The sequence below is a fragment of the Paenibacillus anaericanus genome (assembly GCF_003994475.1).
In the GTDB taxonomy this organism is placed as follows: Bacteria; Bacillota; Bacilli; order Paenibacillales; family Paenibacillaceae; genus Fontibacillus; species Fontibacillus anaericanus.
The window spans coordinates 29,369-53,316 of record NZ_RZNY01000008.1 but is presented as its reverse complement, the minus strand read 5'-3'; the positions used below and the strand labels follow the sequence as shown (position 1 = coordinate 53,316).

The following is a 23,948-nucleotide window of genomic DNA, read 5'->3' as shown; positions in this document are numbered from 1 at the left end:
CTTATTCATCCAGCAGAACCTTGGACGTCAATGCCAGAAGCTCCCTCAATCGATCTGTTTTCAAATGGTAATACATCCGATGATCCGAACGCTTCATTTCTAAGAGATCCAGAAAGAATAGGAAGTTAGCATGATAGTTTACTGCCGCGGGCGTAATACCAAGTTCAGCGGCGAGTTCAGCTCCATAACATGGTCGTTCCCGTAGTAATGAGACAAAATCCATTCGTCTTTTATCGGAGAGGGCTTTAAAGAATAACTCTACCTTCTCACGATCGGCAGCAGGTCCAAATACACGGTCATTATGAATACCAAAAAGAACCCAAGCATATGTACCGCCTTCTGAGTAGATAAAATGATTATTTATTTGTGACAAAAAACTAATATGAAACGTTGTTGGTATATCATAGATAGCTGGCTCACTTTTATTCGTTTCGCGGATAAATTGCTCTGGATCGACCATAAAAGAGTCGCCATAATGAAGCACAGATGCTTCCGATAGCTCTTTAATCCGTTTCGCCCAAGGCTTATATGCATCCTTATAAAACTGACGGATCAATTGCATATATCGCAGCTTGGCTTCCGGTGGATGATTGAGACATTCTAGAAGTGGTCCAATTGCTCCAGCAACTTCCGGCTGTGGTTCTGTAACTTTCACCAACTCAATTAGTGCCGGTATATCGCTTTTCACTTCCGCCCAATAGTCCCAATTCCGTCCCTGCAGCAGCTCATCCATCTTGTCATGATACACACCGTATACCATTCCGAACATAATGTCCTCTGCTGGAGTTTGATCCAGTTTCGATATCCACTCTTCGGCAGATTGGATCTTTGGACAATTACATATAGATGTATAGAATCCAAAATCTAAGGCTTTGTGTAGAAAGTTATACTTGAAGAAGAACTCTAGCTCTCTGAGTGTATGAGGGGATAGCCGCTCCCGGGCTTCATTATGGAATTCTAACGCGAGTGGGTCCATTTCGAACTTATATTCATTGGCTACCTCTTCCATTTGCTCTTCACATGCAACCATCCCCATGGCTATAATCAGTTCCATCGCTTCATTGTAGGCAAATGTGATGTTTTTAGTTAGCATGTCTTTCATCTTATCTCACCTTCCTCATTAAGTTATCACTATATATTAGTGTAGTTTCTCAACATTCAATAATTACTTAATGTTAAAATAATCCTTTTCGTAAAATTTGTCAATCCATATATTTACACTATAATTTCTTCCATGGGTGCTAAATCTGTAGCCAAACCAAAAAGAGCCGGCTCTGTTAAGAGTCGGCTCCATTCATGTATGAACTGAATAATACAAAATTATAATGCACGTACCCCGTCTTTCACTGGAATGCCGAAGTTAGGAGTCCCATCTTCATTCCAATGAAAAATCTGCGCTCTGGTGTGGCGATTCGGATCATAAAGTGGATCTCCCGTAATCTCTTTGTAATTACGAGCGTGGTAGATGATCACATCTTGTCCATCCTCAGATACCGTGAAACTATTATGTCCTGGCCCATATTGGCCCGTCTCCACATTCGTTTGAAATACGGGACCCGGTGATTTCACCCATGAACGCGGGTCTAGCAAATCAGCAGATTCATCCGCTGTAAGTAATCCCATACAATAGTTATGATCGGTTGCACTCGCCGAGAAACTGATGAAGATACAACCATTTCTTTTCAGAACAGCTGCCCCTTCATTAACCTTGAAACCAATGACTTCCCAATCATACTCAGGTGTAGCGATCATCACTTGTTCTCCGGTCAATGTCCAAGGATTGCTCATCTCTGAAATATACAGATTAGAGTTACCTTCAATATTTGGATCCTTCTGCGCCCATACATAATACAGTATCCCACGATGTTCAAAAGTGGTGGCATCCAGAGCAAACGATTCCCACTTCGTGTGAATCTGACCCTTTTCCTGCCAAGTACCTTCAAGGGGATTAGCGGAAGTATTCTCCAGAACAAACATGCGGTGATCGAAGAGTCCTTCCTTTGTCTCTGTGGTTCTAGCTGCTGCAAAATAAATGTACCATTTCTCATCAATATAATGAATTTCTGGAGCCCATATATTTGCGCTTAGTGGTCCTGATTCGTATTTTCGCCATGCTACAACAGCCTCTGCCTCTCTCAAACCCTCAAGCGTATCAGCCCTGCGAACCTCAATTCGATCGTATTCTGGTACGGAAGCAGTAAAGTAATAATAGCCGTCACTATGTTTGTAGACCCATGGGTCTGCCCGCTGCTCCACTAGCGGATTGTTATATTCTCTATTTATATCCATATTGGTTTCTCCTTTAATGTCATGACAATTTTGTAGGTCAGCACCATCTCGGTACGACTGGAAAAGGACAGATGGAATCTTGAAGCCGAGCTCTAACTGCAACTAGACAGCCGCAATATCGGCAAGTTGTACCATATTGTAAAGCGGGACAACTTAGACACATATCCATTCTGCGGTCATACTCCTGATCAGATACCGCCGTCCTCCCTTTTACCGCGATGGCAATCAGCCGTTCGAGCTTCTCTGGTGTTACCTTGACGCTCTCCGTACAGCCTTTACAGCCTTCGAGACGTTCCATTTCCGTTCACCTCGATCTTTATTCCAAAGTCAGCACGACAACGGAAGCGGGAGGTAACTCAAATTGAAGTTGTCCATCCAACAGCGACGCACCTTCAAAATTCACCGGAGCAACCTCGTTAGGCTGATCAAAGGTGTTATGTGCATTCAGTGTTGAATGTGTCAACACCTTGCCGGATACCCGTCTTCCTTCCGCACCAATAATATGGCACTGTACCGCTGCGCTCTCTTCATGATGCAGATTGCAGACCGATATATGAATGATTCCCTCCGCATTGATTGAAGCTGATATGCTTAGTTGTGGAATGGATTGTGCACCATATGTGTACAACGGACTCTCAAAAGCTACATCCAGCAATTCAGCATCCTGATGAACTTTGTACATGTCGAACACGTGATAGGTTGGTGTTAGTAGCATTTTGTCACCTTCGGTCAAGACCATGGCCTGTAGGACATTCACAACCTGTGCGATATTTGCCATCTTCACGCGTTTGCTATACTTCTGGAAAATATTAAGGTTGATCCCAGCAATGAGTGCATCCCGAAGCGTATTCTGCTGATATAGGAACCCGGGATTCGTCCCAGGCTCTACATCAAACCAAGTTCCCCATTCGTCGACAATGAGCCCTACTCTGCTCTCTGGATCATACTTATCCATAATTTTTGAATGTTTGACGATCAATTCTTCCATATAAAGAGTATTTTTCATGGTTGAAAACCACTCGTTTGTTTCGAAATCAGTCGATGATCCTTTTGAACCAACCCAATTCCCTGTTGGCAAAGTGTAATAGTGCAAGCTGAGACCATCCATCAGTCTGCCTGCTTCACGCATCATCACTTCCGTCCAGTGGTAATCATCCGAATTCGCCCCGCAGGCGATCTTATACACTTTGTTATCACCATAATTACGGACGTAAGTCGAGTAATGCTTGTATAAATCCGCATAATATTCAGGGCGCATATTCCCTCCGCAACCCCAGTTTTCATTCCCAACTCCAAAGAACTCTAAGCTCCATGGCTGATCCTGACCATTCTCTTTACGTAGATTAGCCATCGGGGATTCCCCGTCAAATGTCATGTATTCAACCCATTGCTGCATCTCTCGAACGGTGCCACTGCCAACGTTACCGCTAATATAGGCTTCTGTCTCAAGCAGTTCACATAATCTCAAAAATTCATGCGTACCGAAGTGATTGTTCTCCTCTACTCCACCCCAATTGTTGTTGATCATACGCGCCCGTTGTGAATCTGGACCGATGCCGTCCATCCAGTGATATTCATCTGCAAAACAACCACCAGGCCAGCGTAGTACTGGAATGTTCAATTTCTTGAGTGCCTCTAGTACATCGATGCGGATGCCTTCTATATTTGGAATAGGTGATTCTTTACCTACCCATATCCCTTCGTATATACATCTACCCAAATGTTCGGCGAATTGTCCGTACAAGTAACGGCTAATCGCACCTTTTTTCTCATTTGCATTTAGTTTCATGTTGGTCATTTCAGCAGTCCTCGCTCTCCACTCATATATTTTATATAATTATGCAATTTGCTTAACCTTTCACTGCACCAGCCGTCATCCCATCAATAAAGTACTTTTGAAAAGCGATGAATAAAGCAAAGATAGGTACGATGGAGAAAAATGAGCCTACGATCAATAGATCGTAATTATTTCCGTAAGGAGTGAGTAATGTCTTGAGTCCAATAGGAAGCGTAAACTTATTGCCACTACTCAGTACCATAAACGGCCATAGGAAGTTATTCCAACTGTTCATCCCATTTAGAATGGCCATAGCAGCAAATGATGGCTTCATCACGGGTAAAATTAATTTTAGATAAATTCCATATTCTGAAGCTCCATCTACTCTGCCGGCCGAAATAATTTCCTTCGGAATTCCTCTTAAATACTGTCTAAAGAAGAAGATCGTTGCGGCACTGGCAATCCCAGGTAGAACAATGGCTGAATATGAATTCATCAAGCCGATATTATTAGTCAATGTATATAGTGGTAACAACAAAATCTCAAAAGGTACCATCATAATTAGTAATACACAGATGAACAAGAGATTTTTACCTTTGAATTCATAGGCCGAAAAACCATAAGCCACTGTTGCACTAACAAATAACGTTAAGGTTACTTGAACTATTGTTAATAGAACTGAATTGAAAAACCATGTGAAATAGGAATGATCTCCAGTAAATAAAAATACGAAGTTATCAAAACTCATAGCAGAAAGATCAAAATTTAGATTTAGTCCATTTCTGATTAAATCTGCCCCGGGTTTAAATGACGCTATCGTTATCGCATAAAAGGGAACCAGTATAAGGAAACCCACTATACCAAAGAAAATGAAGAGGACTATTTTAAGCGCAATATTTTTATTCATATTTAATCCTCCTTCTTAAACATGCCAGAGAATGCTAATTGTGTTAAGTTAATGATCATGGTGATCGCTAGCAACACAATACCTACAGCAGCGGCATACCCAAGGTTATTCTTCTCAATCCCCTGCCGGTACAAGTAACCGACTATGGTAAGACCGATATTTTTAGGCGAATTGTTACCATTCCATAACATCATGCTCTCAATAAACATAGCCAAACCTGCGTAAATACTAATGGTTAATACATAAATTGTTGTAGGTTTTAATAGAGGCATTGTAATTCTTGTGAATTTTTGAAAAGCAGATGCCCCGTCAATCGAAGCAGCTTCGTAGTAATCGTCCGGAATATTTTTTAATCCAGATAGAAAATACAACATATTAACTCCGGTCCATCTCCATGTAGCCAATGCGATCAGAGCGATATAACCCGTAAACTGCCCCTTTAAAAATTTCATCGGCTCCATGCCAAACAGTCCTAGAAAGCTGTTGATCAAAGAACCTTCCATTTCGCCGAACATCAATCTAAAAATCGTACCGGCTACGACAACGGAAGTCAGTGCTGGAAAGAAAAACGCTGATTTGAAGAATTCTCTTCCCCACATAAATTTGTTATTAATCAAAACTGCAAACAACATAGGAAACGGTATTAATATAGCTAATGTCATGATCATGTAGATTACGCTATTAGTTACCGCTTTTAGAAAGATACCGTCACCCATCAATTTCGAATAGTTATCGAAGCCAACCCACTGGGCTTCCTGACCTAGCGTGGTCTTTTGAAAGCTCATCCCAAACGAATTACCGAGTGGATACAGCCAGAATATAATGAATACTAAGATGAACGGTAGCACGAACACGTAAGGAGCAACCTTTTGTGAGTATAAGAATTTTTTTAGCATCTCTTTACTCCTTTTTCTTAAAATAGAGAGCTACCCAGTCAGAGTAGCTCATCATTTTATCATCTTAATGCTTAATTATTTAAGATCCTGTACGATTTGCTCCTGAGCCGCATTTAACGCCTCCGTAACATCCCTACCATCTTCAAAGATTTCATTTAATGTAACTGTGCAAAGAACATTGTTAATCGTAGGGGAAGCAGAAGTAGACTTAATCAACATGATTTCATCTTTCACTTCATTCAAGACATCAAATGGATTGTTGACAAAATACTTCACGAATTGATTTTCTGGATTATGTGTTACATCTTTCATGTCCCAAACAGACATATTGATTGGGTCAAATCCGAGTGTGTTCCAAATCTCAATATTTGCATCCAATGATAATTTGGCATATGCGATAAATTCCTTCGCCAATTGAACATCTTTGGCCGTTTTTGTTACAACAGTTGCAGTTCCGCCACCACCATATGATCTAGGCATTCCTTTTTCAAACACGGGTAGTGGAGCAATCGCGATCTTTCCAGACAGTTCAGCCATATAGTTTGTGTATCTAGACATCTGCCACAAAGGCATGAATGCAGTTACATAATTTCCGGCGTTATATTCACCATAGGCTTCCTCAGTATCTGGCTGTCCTCCTGCAATAGTAGAAATAACATTGTTATCTTTCAAATCTTTTAACATAGTCAAAGCTTTGATCATTTCTGGAGAGTTAACTATCGGATTTGCAGAATCATCTGTAAGATCTGCTCCTTGTTGTGCTAGAAGTAATGATTCTTGCCATACTGCACTTGTATCCGCTGTTCCCATATATTTTCCGGTTTTTTCATATACTTGAATTCCGGCTTTTTTGAAATCATCCCATGTAACAATATCTTTATAATTGACTCCTGCTTCGTCTAAAATTTCAGTGTTATAGAATGCAACAGTTGCTCCAACGTGTGTAGACAACCCGTATACTGTTCCTTCTTTGCTATAAAGATCCAACTGAGATTGAACTATCGATTCTTTGTACTGCTCTACCACATCATTTAACGATTCTAATTGTGGTGTCCCAGCTAAAAAGTCTGGATATTTTCCAAGCTCAATATCTGAAATATCAGGAGCACCTACACCCGTTTGAAGGGCAATCGACAATTTATTGTGCATATCATCATATGGCATAACGGTAACATTCAACTTAATTTGGCGATCTGGATTAGCTACATTCCATTTCTCTAGCATTTTCTCAAAATGCTGTCCGTGCAATTCTACGAATGTCCAATAGGACAATTCCGTTGCATTCTCTCCAGCTCCAGCATCAAGGACCGATTTCTCTCCACCTGATGATGAGTTTGATGATTTCCCACATCCAGATAACACCAATATCATTGACATGATAATTAATAAAATAGCACCTTTATTCTTCATACTTAAACCCTCCCTGGAATTTCATTAGTTTTATCTACACACTTCGCATACAGTCACATTCACATCATCTATCTACTCATTCATTTAACAATCTGTAAGCGTTATCATGTTGTGCATAGCTTATGAAGCCTCTTTATTTCGGGAGATCGAACAACCATCATCAGCTGTTCTAGTAAATTAATTAGATTGTTCTTTTTTCAACCGAATAACATTCCATGAAGCCTTTGATAATCTCGCATTAACGTAGCCATCTTTGCAAATGGCAGTCCCTTTAGAATGGGGTTTAACTTTCTCTTCAGCCGCTGTATTAACCGCTTTCAAATCCTCATGTTCGAGTACAATGTGTTCAACTAGACGATATCCTTCAAATCCACGAACATCACACTCTAGATCAAGCGACTCTTGCAGATTACGGTTAACAGCGAAGATAGTAACTTCTTCTTCCGCTTCGTTATAGACCACAGCACTATCAAGGTATGGCACATCCGTATAATCCTGAGCATCATATACCGGCGAATCTACGATCGGCTGAAGCGAGACTCCGCGACCATAAATCGAAGTATGTAGATACGGATAGAATATCGTCTGCTTCCAGGCCCGTCCGCCATTCTCCGTCATAATTGGAGCGATGACATTGACCAATTGAGCCATACATGCCATCTTTACCCGATCGGCATGACGTAGGAACGTAATGAGCATACTTCCCACGAGCAGTGCATCCTCAAAATTATATACATCTTCCAATTGCGGTGGTCCTACGCTCCAAGGTTCGATTTGAGTATCGGCATCGTTAGAATGATACCAGACATTCCATTCGTCGAAGCTGAGGTACATTGTTTTTTTACTGCGTTTCTTGGCCTTGATGTAATCACAAGTAGCTGTGACCGTACGGATAAAATGCTCCATATCCATCGTCCGAGCCAAATAGTTAGCCGAATCATTGTCCCTGTTACCATAATATTGATGAAGAGAAACATAATCAGCAACCTCGTAAGTATGATCGAGTGTAACTGCTTCCCACTCTGGGAACGTTGGCATTCCCGTACTTGAACTTCCACAAGATACGAGTTCAATACTTGGATCTACGAGACGCATCGCCTTACCTGTCTCATAGGCCAATCTACCGTACTCCTGAGGAGTCTTCTGTCCGATTTGCCAAGGACCATCCATCTCATTTCCGAGACACCAAGTTTTGATACCATGCGGTTGTTCGTATCCATGGCTATGGCGCAAATCACTCCAATAACTCCCGCCCTTGTGATTGCAATATTCTAGAAGATTTCTTGCCGCATCAACCCCGCGAGTTCCGAGATTGACAGCCATCATGACTTCAGAACCAACCTCTTTAGCCCAGTTCATAAACTCATTAGTTCCGACAAAGTTTGGTTCCACCGTTCTCCAAGCTAGATCTAACCGTTTGGGCCGCTGATCTACCGGTCCCACACCATCCTCCCAATTGTACCCAGATACGAAATTACCACCTGGATAACGTATAATTGGTACATTCAATTCTCTAACTAACTGTTTGACATCGTTGCGGAAACCGAAGTTATCCGCAGTGGAATGCGTAGGCTCATAAATGCCCCCATAAACTGCCCGTCCCAGATGTTCAATAAACGAACCATAAATCCGTTGATCCACTTCGGCGATCTTAAAAGCTTTGTCTACGATCATCCTTGCTCTAGATGCTGCTGCCGACAAATCCATCACCTTCCATTTCAAATAATTATGAATTGATTTAAAAATACTTGAATGAATACGTTTACAAGTATAAAATAACATATAAGAACCTAGATTGTAAACATAAATCTAAACCTTTTCACATTTATATAAACAAAAGTCGAAATTAGCATGAAAAAGCTCGTTTATTAGCCTTTTATAGGAAAAACATCAGTGCGTTTGGTAATTTGATTTAGGTTTATGTGAATACAAAGCTTGTAATTATGCAATTTTTAACTATTATTTGAAATTATTTTACATTTTTAGATCTGATACTTCCTTTAATGACTCAATTGGTTTATAATGATCTAAAATAAACAAAATACATATTTCCTATTGGAAGAAGGTTATCTTACATGATCTATATTAAGGATTTGATGAGCGGTATTGATATTTTCAAAGCATTAAGTTCAGAAGTAAGAATTCAAATCCTCGAATTACTAGCAAAGAATCAAGCGCTTAACTTAAATGATCTCGCCACGAAACTGAAAATTAGTAATGGGGCGATAACCATGCACATCAAGAAGCTCGAAGAGAGCGGATTAATTGAGATAAATACTTCAGTTGGCAAACATGGCATTCAGAAAATTTGTTATTTGAACAAAGACAAACTCATGGTCGATCTCCGCAGCAAAGCTGTTGAGAACTTATATGAGGTAGAAATCCAAGTTGGACATTTCAGCAATTATCAAGCCATTCCTACCTGTGGATTGGCTACCAAAGACAGTATTATCGGTGATTTCGATGATCCTAGGTATTTTGCTGATCCACAACGAATCGATTCGGAGATTATTTGGTTGGCTGATGGATTTCTGGAGTATCGCATCCCTAACTATCTTAAGCCTAACCAAACTTTCCGCGAAATTCAATTTTCTATGGAGCTTGGCTCAGAAGCCCCCGGCTTCTCTGACAACTATCCATCAGACATTTATTTCTATGTGAATGGAATTGAGATAGGTTTCTGGACGAGTCCAGGAGACTTTGGAGATACGAGGGGGACCTTCAATCCAGACTGGTGGCCACCTCACCTGAATCAATATGGAATGCTGAAGCTCATCCGTATCAATAATGAAGGAAGTTTCATCGACGGGTGCCGAATTTCGGATGTCACTTTGGATCAAATCCAATTAGATTATAAAAGTGAGTTGACCTTCCGGATCGCAGTCACCGACAACCCCATTAATAAACGTGGCTTGACCATTTACGGTAAAAATTTCGGTAACTACAGCCAAGATCTGTTGGCTCGAGTGTTGTATGATGTGCATGAGTTATAAGATGATGAACAGGGTCCTCCACTATATTGATGGAGAACCCTGTTTTTATATATATGGACGTTTTACTCCCACTCCTGAATTGCAACACTTCTTGTCCATTGTCACGATGCTTGTGACCATAAAAATGGGACCCTATGCGCATAAGCCACACACGGTCCTAAACTAACAGAAAAACCTCCAGCTAATATGAATTACTTATCTTCAAATAATAACTTAAATGGATTTCCTCCATGTAATTCGAAAGTTTGTACAATAACGAGGCAAACTTGATTAAAACACCTGGATTATTTCCAGTTAATTGTTGTAATGATAGATATTCTAACAAATTATCGGGAGGTTTTCCCGGTAAAAGTACAATTACCCTTTTAAGATCCCCCGTACTGGAGTTACTCCGAATGCCTTCGCCAAATCGATAAGCTCCTGATCCGTAATTCTTTGCTTGATCTCATGATGAGCGACTAGCATATAGATTTGCGCTGCCTTCTCTACCGTTTCAATTAGACCAAAAGTCTCATCCATCGTCGAACCTGTACCGAAAATACCATGTTGTGGCCAAATTACTACGCGGCGCTCTTTCATCTTATCAGCAGTTGCTCGGCCAATTTCATTACTACCTGGCACCATCCAAGGAATTACGCTGACACCGTCTGGGAACACAACGAGGCATTCCGTACACATTTCCCATAACGTCTTGGTCAACTTATTCTCATCCAGATCATGAATGAACGTCATTGCTAGAGCATTTGTTGCATGACAGTGCATCACGATGCGGTGGGAAGGATCTACTTTTAGGCGCTCAATGTGACTCATAAAATGCGAAGCTAACTCACTAGTAGGAACAGCTCCATCACGAAGTCCCCATAGTACCTCTACGCTATCACCACTTGCGGATACCCGAATTACACCCAAGTTGGCTTCTGGATCAGAGATCACGTTTCTGAAATACTTACCTGAACCCGTGACGATAAAGTATTTACCCGCTAGTTCCTGAACAGGGAAAGAGAGCTTGATACTCCGATCTGCCTGCCCGATGTGAATGTACTTGGCAACTTCTGCTTCATCTAACAGGTAACTAATGTTACCGCCATTACGTTCGTCCCAACCTAGGTTCCACATATGGTAAGTGATCTCTGCCATTTCTTTAATAAAAGGCGCTTCTGTCTGTGCTATATAACCTGTTGTTTCTTCAATAGTCAATTTGCTCATAATAGGTTTTCTCCTCTAAATGTATTTTCTTTATAGCTTCTACAGTATTTTTTTGAATAAAGTGATAACTTCTTCTTTCGTTGGTATGAACGGATTGCCTGGCGCGCAGGCATCTATCATTGCATTATCAGCTAATAGATCCAAATCAACCTCATTCACACCAAGCTCCGATAGTTTAGAGGGAATCCCAACCTCTTTCGAGAGAGCCTTGATCGCTTCGACAACGAAGTCGGCGCACTCTTTATCTGATTTTCCAGCAACTTCACATCCAATCGCTTTGGCAATATTGCGGAATTTCTCTGGTACATATTTAGCGTTCTCCTCTTCCACATATGGAAGTAGCATTGCATTACACACACCATGAGGTAGGTCGTATACTCCGCCAAGTTGATGCGCCATCGCGTGCACATACCCTAGACCCGCATTATTGAAAGCAAGTCCGCCTAGGAAAATAGCATAAACCATTTGTTCCCGAGCTTCGATATCATGTCCGTTCTTCACGGTTCGTGGTAAGTAGTTAAAAATAATTTCAACAGCTGCCAATGCCGTTGCATCCGTTACGGGATATGCTCCCGGTGTAACGAGCGCCTCAATCGCATGGGTTAAAGCATCCATTCCAGTAGCAGCAGTTAAGTCGGCTGGCTTATCGACCATTAGTTCAGGGTCATTAACCGAGATGGTGGCCAAACTGTTCTTATCGACCATTACCATTTTGACCTTACGATCTTCATCGGTAATGACATAGTTAACAGTTACTTCACTTGAAGTACCGGCAGTTGTATTGATCGCAACGATCGGTAATGACTTATTGGCTGACTTATGAGCTCCTTCGTACTGTGTAATATGACCGCCATTTGTAGCAATAATCCCGATTGCTTTCGCTGTGTCCTGCGGTGAACCTCCACCAATGGATACGAGAAAATCACAATCGTTAGCTATCAGGAAATCAACGCCATCATGTACATTTTTGCAAGTCGGGTTTGGCTTAACATCATCATAGATAACGTATGGAATGCCCGCTCCGTCCAATATAGTAAGTACTTTGGCCGCAATCCCACATTTCATGAGGAACTTGTCAGTTACAACAAGTGCTTTCCGTAGCTTCAACTCCTGAATGTACGGGCCGATATCACCCAGACATCCCTTGCCCATAATGTTAATTGACGGAACATAGTATACACGTGTACTCATTCTCAATAAGCCTCCCATGTCATCTTTAGTTCATCACATATTTTGATAATTGATTAATAACTGCTATTTACAATTTCATCCTACCTTCGTTAATCTTTGTTGTCAACATAATAAAGATATTTGATGTTGTTTTATTTTGTTTGTTGTTTTGTTTGTGACAGTTGCCAACAAAACTGTTTTATCGTTATGATAGAGAAAACAGTCTTGAGCTTTACAGGACGTGAGATAAATATGAGGTGATGAGTATGTTGGCTCCAGAAAGAAGACAGAAAATAATCGACCTGATCCATCAGGACAAGCGCGTGCTTGTATCTGACTTAAGTAAAATGTTCGATGTTACGGAAGAGACGATCCGTCGTGATCTCGAAAAGTTGGAGAAGGAAGGTATTTTAAGCCGTACATATGGCGGAGCCGTGCTGAACAGACATACTAACGAAGACCTTCCCTATACAACACGTAATACAATTAACATGGATATGAAACGAGAAATAGCTCTGAAAGCCATGGACCTCATCAATGATGGCGATACGCTAATGGTTGATCCTAGCTCCACCTCATTTGAATTTATGAAAACGCTAAATAACAAAAACAACCTAACCGTCATCACGAATTCAATTAACATCCTCCACGAATTCGCTAGTTCGGCTTTGAACATCATCTCCACAGGTGGTTCACTCCGTTCCCGCTCTTTGTCACTAGTTGGACCAACTGCACATGATACCGTGCAGAAATATAATGTGGATACCGCTGTCATTGGCTGCAAGGGATTGTCGCTTGATAAAGGAATCTCGGATTCCAACGAGCCCGAGTGTGAGTTGAAGAAATATATGCTGAGCCATGCCGACCGAATCATTCTGCTCGCTGACCATACCAAATTCGATAAAACTGCCTTCGTTAAGCTAGCAGATTTGGATCAAATCGACTATCTAATCACAGATCGTAAGCCATCTGCGGAGTGGTTGGAATTGTTGGGGCGTAAAAATATCGAAGTGGTGTATTAGAATTGCGGTGAAAAGATGGGCGCTTCGTAGGCCGTTTGATCTTTCGATCGTTGTTGCCGTGTGATTGTTTTCTACTGGATAACTCCCTAAGGGGTTACAATCACACGGCAAAGACGAACGCTTCGCTTCTTCAGACTCAAACGCCCCACTACGCTGACTATTCACCGCAAATCTAAGTATGAGGGAGGAAGCAAAGAAGGACGCTCCATTGACATTTCGCGAAATTCTAATAAGTAGGTGGAAGATGAAAATGGGGCGCTTCATTGGTCGTTTGATCTTTCGATCGTTGTTGCCGTGTGATTGTTTTCTATTTGATAACACCCTATTGAGTTACAATCACACGGCAAAGACGAACGCTTCGCTTCTTCAGATTCAAACGGCCCACTACGCTGACTTTTCACCGCAATTCTAATTGTAAGGGAGCAAGGAAAAAAAGGACGCTCCATTGGCATTTCGCGAAATTCTAATAAGTAGGTGAAAGATGAAAATGGGACGCATCGTTGCTCGTTTGATCTTTCGATCGTTGTTGCCGTGTGATTGTTTTCTACTGGATAACTCCCTAAGGGGTTACAATCACACGGCAAAGGACGAACGCTTCTCTTCTCCAGACCCAAACGGCCCACTACGCTGCCTTTTCACCGCATTTCTAAGTATGAGGGAGTAATGAAAAGAAGGACGTGGCATCTTAACCCTTTATGAACAGGTGGTTTTTTGAATATGTTAACAAAATTAGCGAGTAGCCTGGGGCGAAATGACGAGGAGCCTAATATTGAGTTAGCGGTTGAGCTTTGTGAGACTAACAATATTAAAGGCATCGAGGAAATCGTGCAGGGCTTAAAGAGCAAAGAAATAGCTATCGCAAATGATTGTATTAAAGTACTTTATGAAATCGGTAGTAGAAAACCTGAATTGATTGCCGATTATACGAACGAGTTCATCTCTCTTCTACTCTCAAAAAATAATCGTTTAGCTTGGGGAAGCATGACAGCATTGGCAACGATAGCTGACTTAAGTGCTGATGAAATATATAGTAAGCTGGATATTGTTAAAAAAGCCTATGAGGCGGGCAGTGTTATTACTGTAGATAACAGTATCACTGTATTTGCGAAGCTCTGCAAAGCGAATGAACTATATCAGGAAGAAGTATTTCCATTTCTAATGCAGCATTTAGCTACTTGCAGGTCGAAAGAGGTCCCTCAACACGCTGAGAGAATGATGATATGTATTACGGCTGATAATTCCAAAGATTTTGTAGAAGTTTTAGAAAAACGAAGAGTTGATTTGACAGATTCTCAGAATAAAAGAATAAATAAAATCAGCAAATCGTTATCGACATAATGGCTCAAAACCAAAATCAGCGGTTGACAGCCCCTACGGTGTAAAGCAGCGTTACGCTTTGTAAACCACTGATTTTTAGATTGAGCCGAACTTCACCATATAAATTACCCGTCCAATAGATGCAACTATCGTCATCTTCTATCGGACGGGCAATTTGTATGTCAAAACTCATGCCGCAGTAACAATATCTTGCCTTCTAAATTATCTATTCTGTCACCATCGTATCAAATCTATTTGCTAAATGAGAACAAATGTTCTATAATATTGTAAAAAATAGGTGGTGACAGCTTAGTATGGAATTGAATATAAGTATGGATGAACGTATGAAGTTTTATAATGTATCTGGCTTAAGCATAGCTCTAATAGGCAATGGTCAAATTAGTACAGCTGAAGGCTTTGGTGTTCTTGAATCAGGAACCAATAACAGGGTAAGTAATCATTCAATTTTTCATGCCTGTTCAATAAGTAAATTTATAACTTCAATGCTAGTTTTGAAGTTAATAGAATTAGGTATGCTCGATTTAGATGAAGATATAAATAATAGGCTTACTTCTTGGAAGGTTCCCACGAATGAATTTACTCTGGACAAAAAAGTCACCCTTCGAACATTACTAAGTCATCAATCGGGGATCATCGATCCTGAAGGAAGCTTTGGTGAATTTGATTCTACGCAAGGGATTCCTACCATGGTTGAATTATTAGAGGGGAAAACCGCTTATTGTAAAGAAGCAATTCAAGTTCAGTATGAACCTGGGAGTGACTTTCAATATTCAGATGCTGGATTTTGTATCATACAACAACTGATAGAAGATGCTTCAGGAAGGCCCTTTGAGGTTATGGTAACAGAACATATATTTAGACCGTTAAATATGAATAACAGCACATTTGTTGTGCAGTACATATCAGAAGTAATAAACGATGATTTTTCTTGTGGACATAACAAAAATGGACATGTGGTTGATAGCAAGTATCCGATATATCCTTTTCCCGCAGCTGCTGGATTGTGGTCAACACCCTCAGATTTAGCCATTTTGGTGGTGGAATTAATGAATTCCTTACAAGGTAGAAGTAACTTGGGACTATCTCAAAGTAAGGCAAAGGAATTTATTACTTCTCAAGGATGTAAAGAGTGGACTGGACTTGGGGTGTTTCTAGATGGTGCAGAACAAGAACTTAAAATTTCTTCGCTAGGTTGGGGTGTAGGATTTCAATGTATGCTGGTGGCGTATCCATATAAGGGGACTGGTGCAGTCATTATGACAAATGCAGATTTAGGTGTTCATCAATTACAGGGGATCATTGGGGAAATATTCAATTCACTAACGTTATAATTCTCTCTTAAATAACAAGGGGGCACTTTCAAATTCATGAAAGCCCCCCTTGTTGTTACATATTTTTTTCATATTAACTTATGTCGATCCTAGTATTTCTTAAATATTCCAAACGGTTTCCCTACTGGTAAAAAGACACGACCGAAATGTGTATTCAATACAGCAGCGCCACAACCGTATAGCGACATAATTGCAATTCCTAACTCAGCGATAGCCGCTACAGTATGGAAAGCTCCTCCACCTACTCCAAAAGAGTCTAGTGTCAATCCAAGGAACAAGAAATCAATGAGCACAAAGATGGTAAACAACACTTTATGCGTCTCCATAGCCCCAAGAGTCATGAACAAGGTGAATACTAAGTACCCAAGAAAAGCGAAGCCCATTTGTTTCACATCGATAGTAGACGCCAGTTCAGGACCGAATACACCGAGTTTGATCAACCAACTGGTCCCCATGGCAAACCAGAAAAAGGCGTATGCGCCAAATGCGGTCATGCCGAAGGTATTGTTGTGCTTAGCATCTTGAATGCAAGCGAACAATTGTGCAAAAGCCCCGAGAAATATAGCCCAAGGAATGACATAACTCAATCCTGAAGTAATCTCAAGCTTTTGTGAAGATGCCACAAGTGTGACGATGGCCAGTCCAAACAGGCCGATAGCGCTAGGATCCGCACTAACAATTTTCACGTTTTGATAAGACTGCGATGACATGAAGAATGAAGCCTCCGATACAATAAATTTCAACTGACATATCATATCATACCTAATACAAATTGCATAAAGGAATTAGTAACCTTTTTTGAACATTTTGTATAATCTTATATTATATCCCCGATTAACAGTGAATGGTGGCGGAAAAGTATGAGGGGTTCACTCAATAGAAATCCACACAAAAAACACAGTAGCATTTCTCATAGGAGCTGCCGCTGTGTTTTAAACTTTAATGATTCAGTTATGTTTTACTGCGTAATAACACCCTTTTTCAAAATAATATTAGCATAAAGCGCCCTTTCACCTGTCGATACGATCGCATATGCTTTTTTCGCCCGCTCATAAAAAGCGAACCGTTCCACTTCCTCAAACACATCTGCTACCGGGTGATGATCACTCACAATTTGCTTATACTGCCGCCAAATCGGTGTCTCTACCGTATCTCCGGGCGTTACGGCCATCAGCGACACAGGACGATCCACATAGGTATCCAAAGGATACAGCGGGAGCACTGCGTTCAGCAATTCTGGTATTCCATGCCCGTCGCAACGCACAAGGCGTTGGGCATGACTGGCTGCTGGAAAGTTGCCATCGGCAAATACTATTTCATCGGAGTTACCCATTTCCATCAAAACTTTGATCAATTCTGGTGATATCAAGTTAGAAATTCCTTTTAGCATACATAGCCCTCCCGTAAAAGTTGATTCTTTGCGTAGAGCTCAGCAGTACATTTATCGTACCTTAAGAAGCCAACTAGACGCCTTATCTGCCTGTAATCTGTACATATTTTTGGAACGCAGCAGACCATAATTCTGGGGTTTCTGGATGGTAGACCGCTAATGGAAATGAGCGTTTCACAAGTTCAATGCCCTCTTCTTTATGCTGTACATGTCCTCCTGCCACAAACTGCAGTAGCATATTACCAATAGCGCTAGCCTCAATCGGTCCGGCCCATACAGGTCGGCCAATGGCTTCCGCAGTAAATCGGCAGAGTAGTTCGTTCTGAATGCCGCCACCAACCATATGCAATCCAGCATACGAACGGCCCGCCAACACCTCTGTTTTCTCCAGCACCTCACGATAACGCAGTGCAAGGCTCTCCAAAATACAGCGGATAAACTGCCCTTCCGTCTCCGGTACAAGTTGCCCACTCTCCCGGCAATATTCAGCTATCGTCTCTACCATATCCGCTGGATTCATAAAACGCAGATCATCTGGGTCGATCAAGCTACGGAAAGGCTCTGCCGCCTCGGCAAGTTTCACCATCTCAGGGAAGGACAAGTTAACTCCATTCAATTCCCATCTGCGCTTGCATTCCTGTAAGATCCATAGGCCCATGATGTTTTTTAGCAGCTGGAATGTACCGAAAGCGCCACCTTCGTTTGAAAAGTTATGCTCCAGCACCTCCGGGAGAAGCAGTGCTTCAGATAGCTCAGTCCCTAGTAGTGACCATGTTCCGCACACCAAATAGGCAAAATCAGTGCTATGCGCTGGCACAGCTGCTGCTGCTGACTCCGTATCATGGGAAGCAACAGCGATAGCTTTGATAGACGGCACCTTCAACTCCCGGCATACCTCTTCACTAAGAGTTCCGATGACTGTACCGGGTTCAATGGGATCCAAGAATAAGGAAGGCGATAAGCCAAGCTCCTTCATAAGCGGCTTGTTCCAAACGTTTTGACCCGCATCATATAACTGCGTTGTCGTCGCCATTGTAAACTCGCACACTTTTTCCCCCGTCAGAAAATAATGCAATAAATCCGGTGTAAGCAGCAGCGTCTCCGCAATATCCAGCTTCGGAGAACCCGCCTTTAGCATGGCATACAATTGATAAATTGTATTAAACGGCATGAATTGCAAGCCACTTTCCTGAAATAAACGCTCCCGCCCTAGCTTTTCATTCAGCTCTTCTATTAAACCTTCTGTTTGCGGATCACGGTAATGATATGGAATACCGAGCAACTCGCCTTGGCTATCCAGCAATCCAAAATCGACGCCCCAAGTGTCAATACCATAACTCTCCGGTGTATATCCGGCTTGAAATGCCTTGCGAATGCCATTTTTCACTTCTTGAAGCAACATCACCGTGTCCCAATGTAAATGATTGCCGATCTGGACAGGGATATTCGGAAAACGATGAATTTCCGTGATCGTCAGCAGACCAGGCTCGCCACTATTCTGCTGAACAATTTGCCCAATCAACGCCCGTCCACTGCTAGCTCCAATATCAAATGCAAGCACCGTAGCGGTGTTATTCATGAAGCCGCACCACCTTTTTTATCAAAAAGTATTACTTCATTTTTTGTAGGAGTTGAATTCGGTAATCTTCACTCTCTAGTGCTGCGATGTCCGCAACCTCCTGATCTGTCAACGGAACCGGAGTTCCTGCAGCCTTCGCGCTTAAGTAAATCTTCGCACTCTCCTCTACAACCTGTGTGCGGTAATAAGCTTCCCTCAAGTTGCGACCCGTTGTTACTAGACCATGATTTCCAAGTAGAATCGAACTTGCCTCATTTACCTTCGCAGCAACTGCATCGGCTAACAGGTCAGTTGTTGGAATCAAATAAGGAATAAAGGCTGTTCTACCAACGAGTGCCGCTTGATCCGGGAACATCATTGGCAAATTCTCTTCTATTAAAGTGAACGCAATACAATGTGAAGGATGAGTATGAACCATGGCTCCCATATCTGGCTTCTGCCGGTATCCATATAAGTGCATCAGCACCTCTGATGATGGCCGAAAGCCGTTATCAGTAATTTCACCTGTAGGGATATCCACTTCAACCCATTGTTCTGGCTCGATATCTTCAAGAGCAAAACCGCTCGGTGATAGGTACATTTTGTCTCCCGCCCGGGCGCTAATGTTTCCTCCTGGACCAACGACTAAGCCGTTGTCCACGATTTTGCGGGCGTATTTACATAGTTCTTGGCGTGTATCCATATTTTGCATGATGTTGTCTCCCCTTTTTTGTAGCTTAAATGAAAGTATGGTGAAAAGTACCCGCTGCGCAGGCCGTTTGATCCTTCGATCGTTGTTGCAGTGGGATTATTTGAATTAATTACACCTGGCTAGGTAATAATCCCACTGCAAAGACGAACGCTTCCGCTTCTCCAGATTCAAACGGCCCGCTCCGCTAGGTTTTCACCACTGCTGAAATTACGAAAAAAAGTGCAACCCCCACATGCGGGGGTTATTTATAGAGAGGTCCGAAGTTGGCGCAGGCGCGGAAGTCGGCGTTCTCGGCTTGCTCTGTTCCGAACAGTCCCCAAGCTCGTGGACGGAATACTTTTTCTTTGGGCACATTGTGCATGCTAACTGGGATACGAAGTATGGAAGCTAGAGTGATCAGGTCGGCTCCGATATGACCGTAGCTGATCACGCCGTGATTAGCGCCCCAATTGTCCATTACGTCATACACGCTTGTAAATGCGCCGTTGTCTGTCAGATTCGGCACAAACCAAGTGGTCGGCCAAGTTGGGTCTGTACGATTATCCAATGTTTCGTGTACAAGCTCTGGTAATTCTACGGAATAGCCTTCTGCGATCTGCAGCACGGGACCAAGTCCCTTCACCAAGTTGAGGCGTGCCATAGTCATCGGCATTTCCCCACGTGTGAGATAGTCAGTGGAGAATCCACCGCCACGGAAATACTCGACAGATGCTGGACGCCACTGGGTAGCCTTCAGCATGTTCTCTACTTCTTCATCACTTATTTCCCAGAAAGGCTTCATGGCAGGTTTGCCATCTTTCATTTGTTCTCCCGTGCCATCCAGCGTTGCAGATCCTGAATTGATCAAGTGTAAAATTCCGTTAGCTGCACGACCTTCCAACTTATGTCCAGTCACCCGTTCTACTGAATCCGAGCTCCAATAGGTTCTAACATCGGCGAAAATTTGCGCTGTATTCGTGAGCAAATAACCAAACAACATGCCGATTCCGTTCAGGCTATCGTTTTCGGTTGCCACCATGTAAGGAGAACGTTTGCCATTCCAATCGAATGAGGAATTAAGTATCGTTTCCATGAAATCACCATTTGGAGCATGATCTGTCCACTGGCGTTGACCGTGGAAGCCGGAGACAATGGCATGGTGTCCTTGCGCTTCTTCTCCATAACCAAGTTCAGCCAAGCGTGGGTTACCGATCATCAAATCCCGCGTAATCAGCGTCATTTTTACAACCATTTCCCATTCCCAATCCTTACGTTCACGGGATGTTTGCAGATGTTCAGGATTGTTATCTGATCCTTCTTTGCAATTTTCCTTCACCCAAGCAAAGGCCTTCTCATATTCCTCGGGATCATAGATTCCTTCTTCCATACGGCGAGTAAACTCACTCATATCGATGTATTCATTGCGCATACCCAAAAATTCTTGGAAAAATTGGTCGTTCACAATGGAACCCGCGATCCCCATCGATACGGAGCCCATGGACAAATACGCTTGATCTTTCATGCATGCTACTGCAAGTCCACTCCGAGCGAACCGTAGCAGTTTCTCTTGCACATCAGCCGGAATGCGGTCATCTCCTTCGTCCTGAACGTCCTCGCCATAAATACCGAAAGCAGGCAGTCCCTTTTGTGCATGAGCTGACAACACCGCCGCCAAATACACAGCTCCCGGTCTACCTGTACCGTTGAAACCCCATACGGCTTTAGGCAGACTTGGATCGGTATCCATCGTCTCTGTTCCATAACACCAGCAAGGTGTCACTGTAATTGTCAGACCAACCTCTGCGGTATTGAATTTCTTAGCGGCAGCAGCAGCTTCTGCAACACCACCAATACATGTATCTGCAATTACGCACTCAACCGGCTCTCCATTCGGATAACGAAGCTGCTCTGATAGCAATCTCGCTACGGCTTTTGCCAGGTTCATAGTTTGTACTTCAAGCGACTCACGCACGCCTCTTCTTCTTCCATCTATCGTTGGTCTTATCCCTATCTTAGGAAATCCATCTTTCCATCTGTAAGTGCTTTCAATCATAGTCGTTAATTCCTCCTTGGAGTTCGAATATTATACTCCTATACTAAATTGAGGAACCGGAAACGATAACCCACTATGTTGTTGTTTGCCCGCCTACAAATAGTCCATAAAGTGAACCTTTTTGATAAGTGATCATTTCTTAGTTCAATAAAAATAAGCCAGTCAGAAGCTCTGACCGGCCTGATGATATACAAATCTCGCGTGTGAAGTTCGGAATTCCTTAAATTGATTAAGAATGCTTCAAATTAATATGATCCAATTCAGTGCTGCTGTTAAATATAAACTCCAATTTATAATGGCCGCGGAGATAGGTAATTTTCGTTTGTTTGGCCTTGCCATTTTTAATGGTAGTTGTGGACTCAGGGGCATACCAATTCTTACGTAACATGTTCATGGTGATGCCTCCGATATTGGTTCCTCGCTCTACATTCGTACCAAAATAGCGCATTTCGCGAATCTTGTCCAACCTAAACGAAAATGCATAACCTGGATTACCCATCTCAGCATGATAGATATCAAAAGCGTCCGAGTTATCACCCTTCTCATACGGTTCTCCAATCAGTTTGGACACGTCCTTACGAGTGCTTTTCCCTACGGTAAGACCGCTGACGGAACCAGGAAACTGGCCTTTCAGAGCGGGTTTATAGAAGCTGTTCAAGGTTTTCAAAGCTTGCTCCGAAGCTACTTCAGTTACAGTTACACTTGCAGCTGCGGCGTGACTCACAGGCAGAAAACTCAAACTGGATATAACGGCTCCCATACCAACTATACTCGTCAATGCAGCAGCAATGGTGATTTTTAAAAATGGCTGTTTTAATCGCATAATGAACTTCCTCCTTGTGTATGGTACTTATGATGTTTATTTTTGGGAGATGACAGTTCTCTTATATTTACCCTTTCTCACTCATCGCAAAACAACAGAAAAATACTAGATTCCCTAAGAATACCTCGAATTAACGACCTATATTCTGTTGTCTCTCCCCACTATGATATATAATGGAAGTATTATTGAACGGGAGGAACCACCGTGCCTAAGATCGAAATTCCCCACAGCAAGAGTGACCGCTTCCGCTTCAAAAAGACACCAGAATTACTTTTTGCCGGACAAGTGGTCGATGAGTACTCCTTTTATGCAGCCCCACAAATTCATGATTTCTGTGAAATGATCTACATTGTTGAAGGAACCGGTGAATTTAACATTAACGGCAAGACCTATACATTGAATCAAGGCGATATGGCCATTTATAATCCCGGTATCCAGCACGAAGAGCGTTCCTCAAGCGGCGGACCCTTCAAGGTGTTCTACTGTGGCGTCGATAATTTACATATCGAAGGCGTTCCATTAGGCATGTTATTGCCTCCATCTGTCGATCCCGTTATTTCCTGCGAAAAGTATGCTTTTAAAGTAGAGAGTTATTTATCTGAAATGCTGCAGGAATGCGACTCCCAAGTGCTTGGTTACGAAACACTGAGCAACAACTTGCTCATGTCCCTCATTACGCTAATCTACCGAATTGTTGATGTGAAGCACCAGTTCCAATCCCTCCAAGGCAAGAATGAAATTACGATTCGAACCAAGGATTTTATCGATAAAAATTACACGCAAAACATCTCGTTAAAGGATATCGCCGACACGCTTTATGTCAGCCAGCATTACCTATCTCACCTGTTCAAAAGAGATCTAGGCGACTCTCCCTTCAACTATCTCATTCGTCGTAGAATTGAAGAGTCTAAGCGGTTGTTAACAGAGAGTAGCTGTCCTGTGCACGAAGTCGCTGCCCGAGTCGGATATAGCAATGATAAATACTTCTCGATGTTGTTCAAAAAGGTAACTGGCCAAACACCCACGGGGTTCCGGGATGAGGAGAAAAGAAAAGGAAGCAGCAGCATAACGCCGGGCTCGTCCAAGTGATAAAT

The 23,948-nt window shown here is 42.3% G+C and carries 21 protein-coding genes; 5 read left to right on the top strand and 16 right to left on the bottom strand.

Going from position 1 to position 23,948, the window contains the following annotated elements; translation table 11 throughout:
* Position 1 precedes the first annotated feature (1 nt).
* The 8 genes from EJP82_RS11510 to arfA form a co-directional block, all read right to left on the bottom strand.
* Positions 2–1,102 (bottom strand): ArsR/SmtB family transcription factor, encoded by a 1,101-nt coding sequence (locus EJP82_RS11510; protein WP_127192209.1) that lies wholly within the window; start codon positions 1,100–1,102, stop codon positions 2–4.
* Between the two features lie 218 nt (positions 1,103–1,320).
* Positions 1,321–2,289, bottom strand: coding sequence for a glycoside hydrolase family 43 protein (locus tag EJP82_RS11505; RefSeq protein ID WP_127192208.1), 969 nt, complete (start codon positions 2,287–2,289; stop codon positions 1,321–1,323).
* Between the two features lie 37 nt (positions 2,290–2,326).
* Positions 2,327–2,587, bottom strand: coding sequence for a DUF6171 family protein (locus tag EJP82_RS11500; RefSeq protein WP_127192207.1), 261 nt, complete (start codon positions 2,585–2,587; stop codon positions 2,327–2,329).
* 18 nt (positions 2,588–2,605) lie between these two features.
* Positions 2,606–4,087 (bottom strand): alpha-N-arabinofuranosidase, encoded by a 1,482-nt coding sequence (locus EJP82_RS11495; RefSeq protein WP_127192206.1) that lies wholly within the window; start codon positions 4,085–4,087, stop codon positions 2,606–2,608.
* Positions 4,088–4,139: 52 nt separating this feature from the next.
* Positions 4,140–4,973 carry a carbohydrate ABC transporter permease gene (locus EJP82_RS11490; RefSeq protein WP_127192205.1) on the bottom strand — a complete coding sequence of 278 codons (834 nt, stop codon included), beginning with the start codon at positions 4,971–4,973 and terminating at the stop codon, positions 4,140–4,142.
* A 2-nt stretch (positions 4,974–4,975) separates the two neighbouring features.
* On the bottom strand, positions 4,976–5,869 hold the full coding sequence (locus EJP82_RS11485; protein WP_127192204.1) for a carbohydrate ABC transporter permease: 894 nt from the start codon (positions 5,867–5,869) through the stop codon (positions 4,976–4,978).
* Positions 5,870–5,944: 75 nt separating this feature from the next.
* Positions 5,945–7,279, bottom strand: coding sequence for an ABC transporter substrate-binding protein (locus EJP82_RS11480; RefSeq protein ID WP_127192203.1), 1,335 nt, complete (start codon positions 7,277–7,279; stop codon positions 5,945–5,947).
* Between the two features lie 177 nt (positions 7,280–7,456).
* Positions 7,457–8,986, bottom strand: a complete 1,530-nt coding sequence (arfA, locus tag EJP82_RS11475) for an arabinosylfuranosidase ArfA (protein ID WP_127192202.1) — start codon at positions 8,984–8,986, stop codon at positions 7,457–7,459.
* A gap of 368 nt (positions 8,987–9,354) precedes the next feature.
* Here arfA and EJP82_RS11470 point away from each other — a divergent pair, with 368 nt between their 5' ends.
* A complete protein-coding gene (locus tag EJP82_RS11470) occupies positions 9,355–10,272 on the top strand; it encodes an ArsR/SmtB family transcription factor (RefSeq protein ID WP_127192201.1) in 918 nt (305 codons plus the stop codon).
* Between the two features lie 357 nt (positions 10,273–10,629).
* Here EJP82_RS11470 and rhaD read toward each other — a convergent pair whose 3' ends face one another.
* A complete protein-coding gene (gene rhaD / locus EJP82_RS11465; RefSeq protein WP_127192200.1) occupies positions 10,630–11,478 on the bottom strand; it encodes a rhamnulose-1-phosphate aldolase in 849 nt (282 codons plus the stop codon).
* A gap of 39 nt (positions 11,479–11,517) precedes the next feature.
* The gene (locus tag EJP82_RS11460) at positions 11,518–12,669 is read right to left on the bottom strand and encodes an iron-containing alcohol dehydrogenase (protein ID WP_127192199.1); all 1,152 of its coding nucleotides are present in this window, start codon (positions 12,667–12,669) and stop codon (positions 11,518–11,520) included.
* A 245-nt stretch (positions 12,670–12,914) separates the two neighbouring features.
* Here EJP82_RS11460 and EJP82_RS11455 point away from each other — a divergent pair, with 245 nt between their 5' ends.
* The 3 genes from EJP82_RS11455 to EJP82_RS11445 all read left to right on the top strand — a co-directional run bounded on the left by EJP82_RS11455 (position 12,915) and on the right by EJP82_RS11445 (position 16,339).
* Entirely contained in the window at positions 12,915–13,670 is a 756-nt protein-coding gene (locus tag EJP82_RS11455; protein ID WP_127192198.1) for a DeoR/GlpR family DNA-binding transcription regulator, read from the top strand.
* Between the two features lie 717 nt (positions 13,671–14,387).
* The gene (locus EJP82_RS11450) at positions 14,388–15,008 is read left to right on the top strand and encodes a hypothetical protein (protein ID WP_127192197.1); all 621 of its coding nucleotides are present in this window, start codon (positions 14,388–14,390) and stop codon (positions 15,006–15,008) included.
* Between the two features lie 293 nt (positions 15,009–15,301).
* Positions 15,302–16,339 (top strand): serine hydrolase domain-containing protein, encoded by a 1,038-nt coding sequence (locus tag EJP82_RS11445; RefSeq protein ID WP_127192196.1) that lies wholly within the window; start codon positions 15,302–15,304, stop codon positions 16,337–16,339.
* Between the two features lie 89 nt (positions 16,340–16,428).
* On the opposite strand, the gene EJP82_RS11440 is transcribed toward EJP82_RS11445, so the two are convergent.
* The 6 genes from EJP82_RS11440 to EJP82_RS11415 form a co-directional block, all read right to left on the bottom strand.
* Positions 16,429–17,049, bottom strand: coding sequence for an acetate uptake transporter (locus EJP82_RS11440; protein WP_127192195.1), 621 nt, complete (start codon positions 17,047–17,049; stop codon positions 16,429–16,431).
* Positions 17,050–17,297: 248 nt separating this feature from the next.
* Positions 17,298–17,729, bottom strand: coding sequence for an L-fucose mutarotase (fucU, locus tag EJP82_RS11435; RefSeq protein WP_127192194.1), 432 nt, complete (start codon positions 17,727–17,729; stop codon positions 17,298–17,300).
* 82 nt (positions 17,730–17,811) lie between these two features.
* On the bottom strand, positions 17,812–19,308 hold the full coding sequence (locus tag EJP82_RS11430) for a rhamnulokinase (protein WP_127192193.1): 1,497 nt from the start codon (positions 19,306–19,308) through the stop codon (positions 17,812–17,814).
* A gap of 31 nt (positions 19,309–19,339) precedes the next feature.
* Positions 19,340–19,999, bottom strand: coding sequence for a class II aldolase/adducin family protein (locus tag EJP82_RS11425; protein ID WP_127192192.1), 660 nt, complete (start codon positions 19,997–19,999; stop codon positions 19,340–19,342).
* Positions 20,000–20,240: 241 nt separating this feature from the next.
* Complete coding sequence (locus tag EJP82_RS11420) at positions 20,241–22,031, bottom strand: L-fucose isomerase (protein WP_127192191.1); 1,791 nt, start codon at positions 22,029–22,031, stop codon at positions 20,241–20,243.
* Between the two features lie 229 nt (positions 22,032–22,260).
* Positions 22,261–22,854 (bottom strand): YjgB family protein, encoded by a 594-nt coding sequence (locus EJP82_RS11415; RefSeq protein WP_127192190.1) that lies wholly within the window; start codon positions 22,852–22,854, stop codon positions 22,261–22,263.
* Between the two features lie 204 nt (positions 22,855–23,058).
* Between EJP82_RS11415 and EJP82_RS11410 the strand changes: the two genes are divergently transcribed.
* The gene (locus EJP82_RS11410; protein ID WP_127192189.1) at positions 23,059–23,943 is read left to right on the top strand and encodes an AraC family transcriptional regulator; all 885 of its coding nucleotides are present in this window, start codon (positions 23,059–23,061) and stop codon (positions 23,941–23,943) included.
* Positions 23,944–23,948 lie beyond the last annotated feature (5 nt).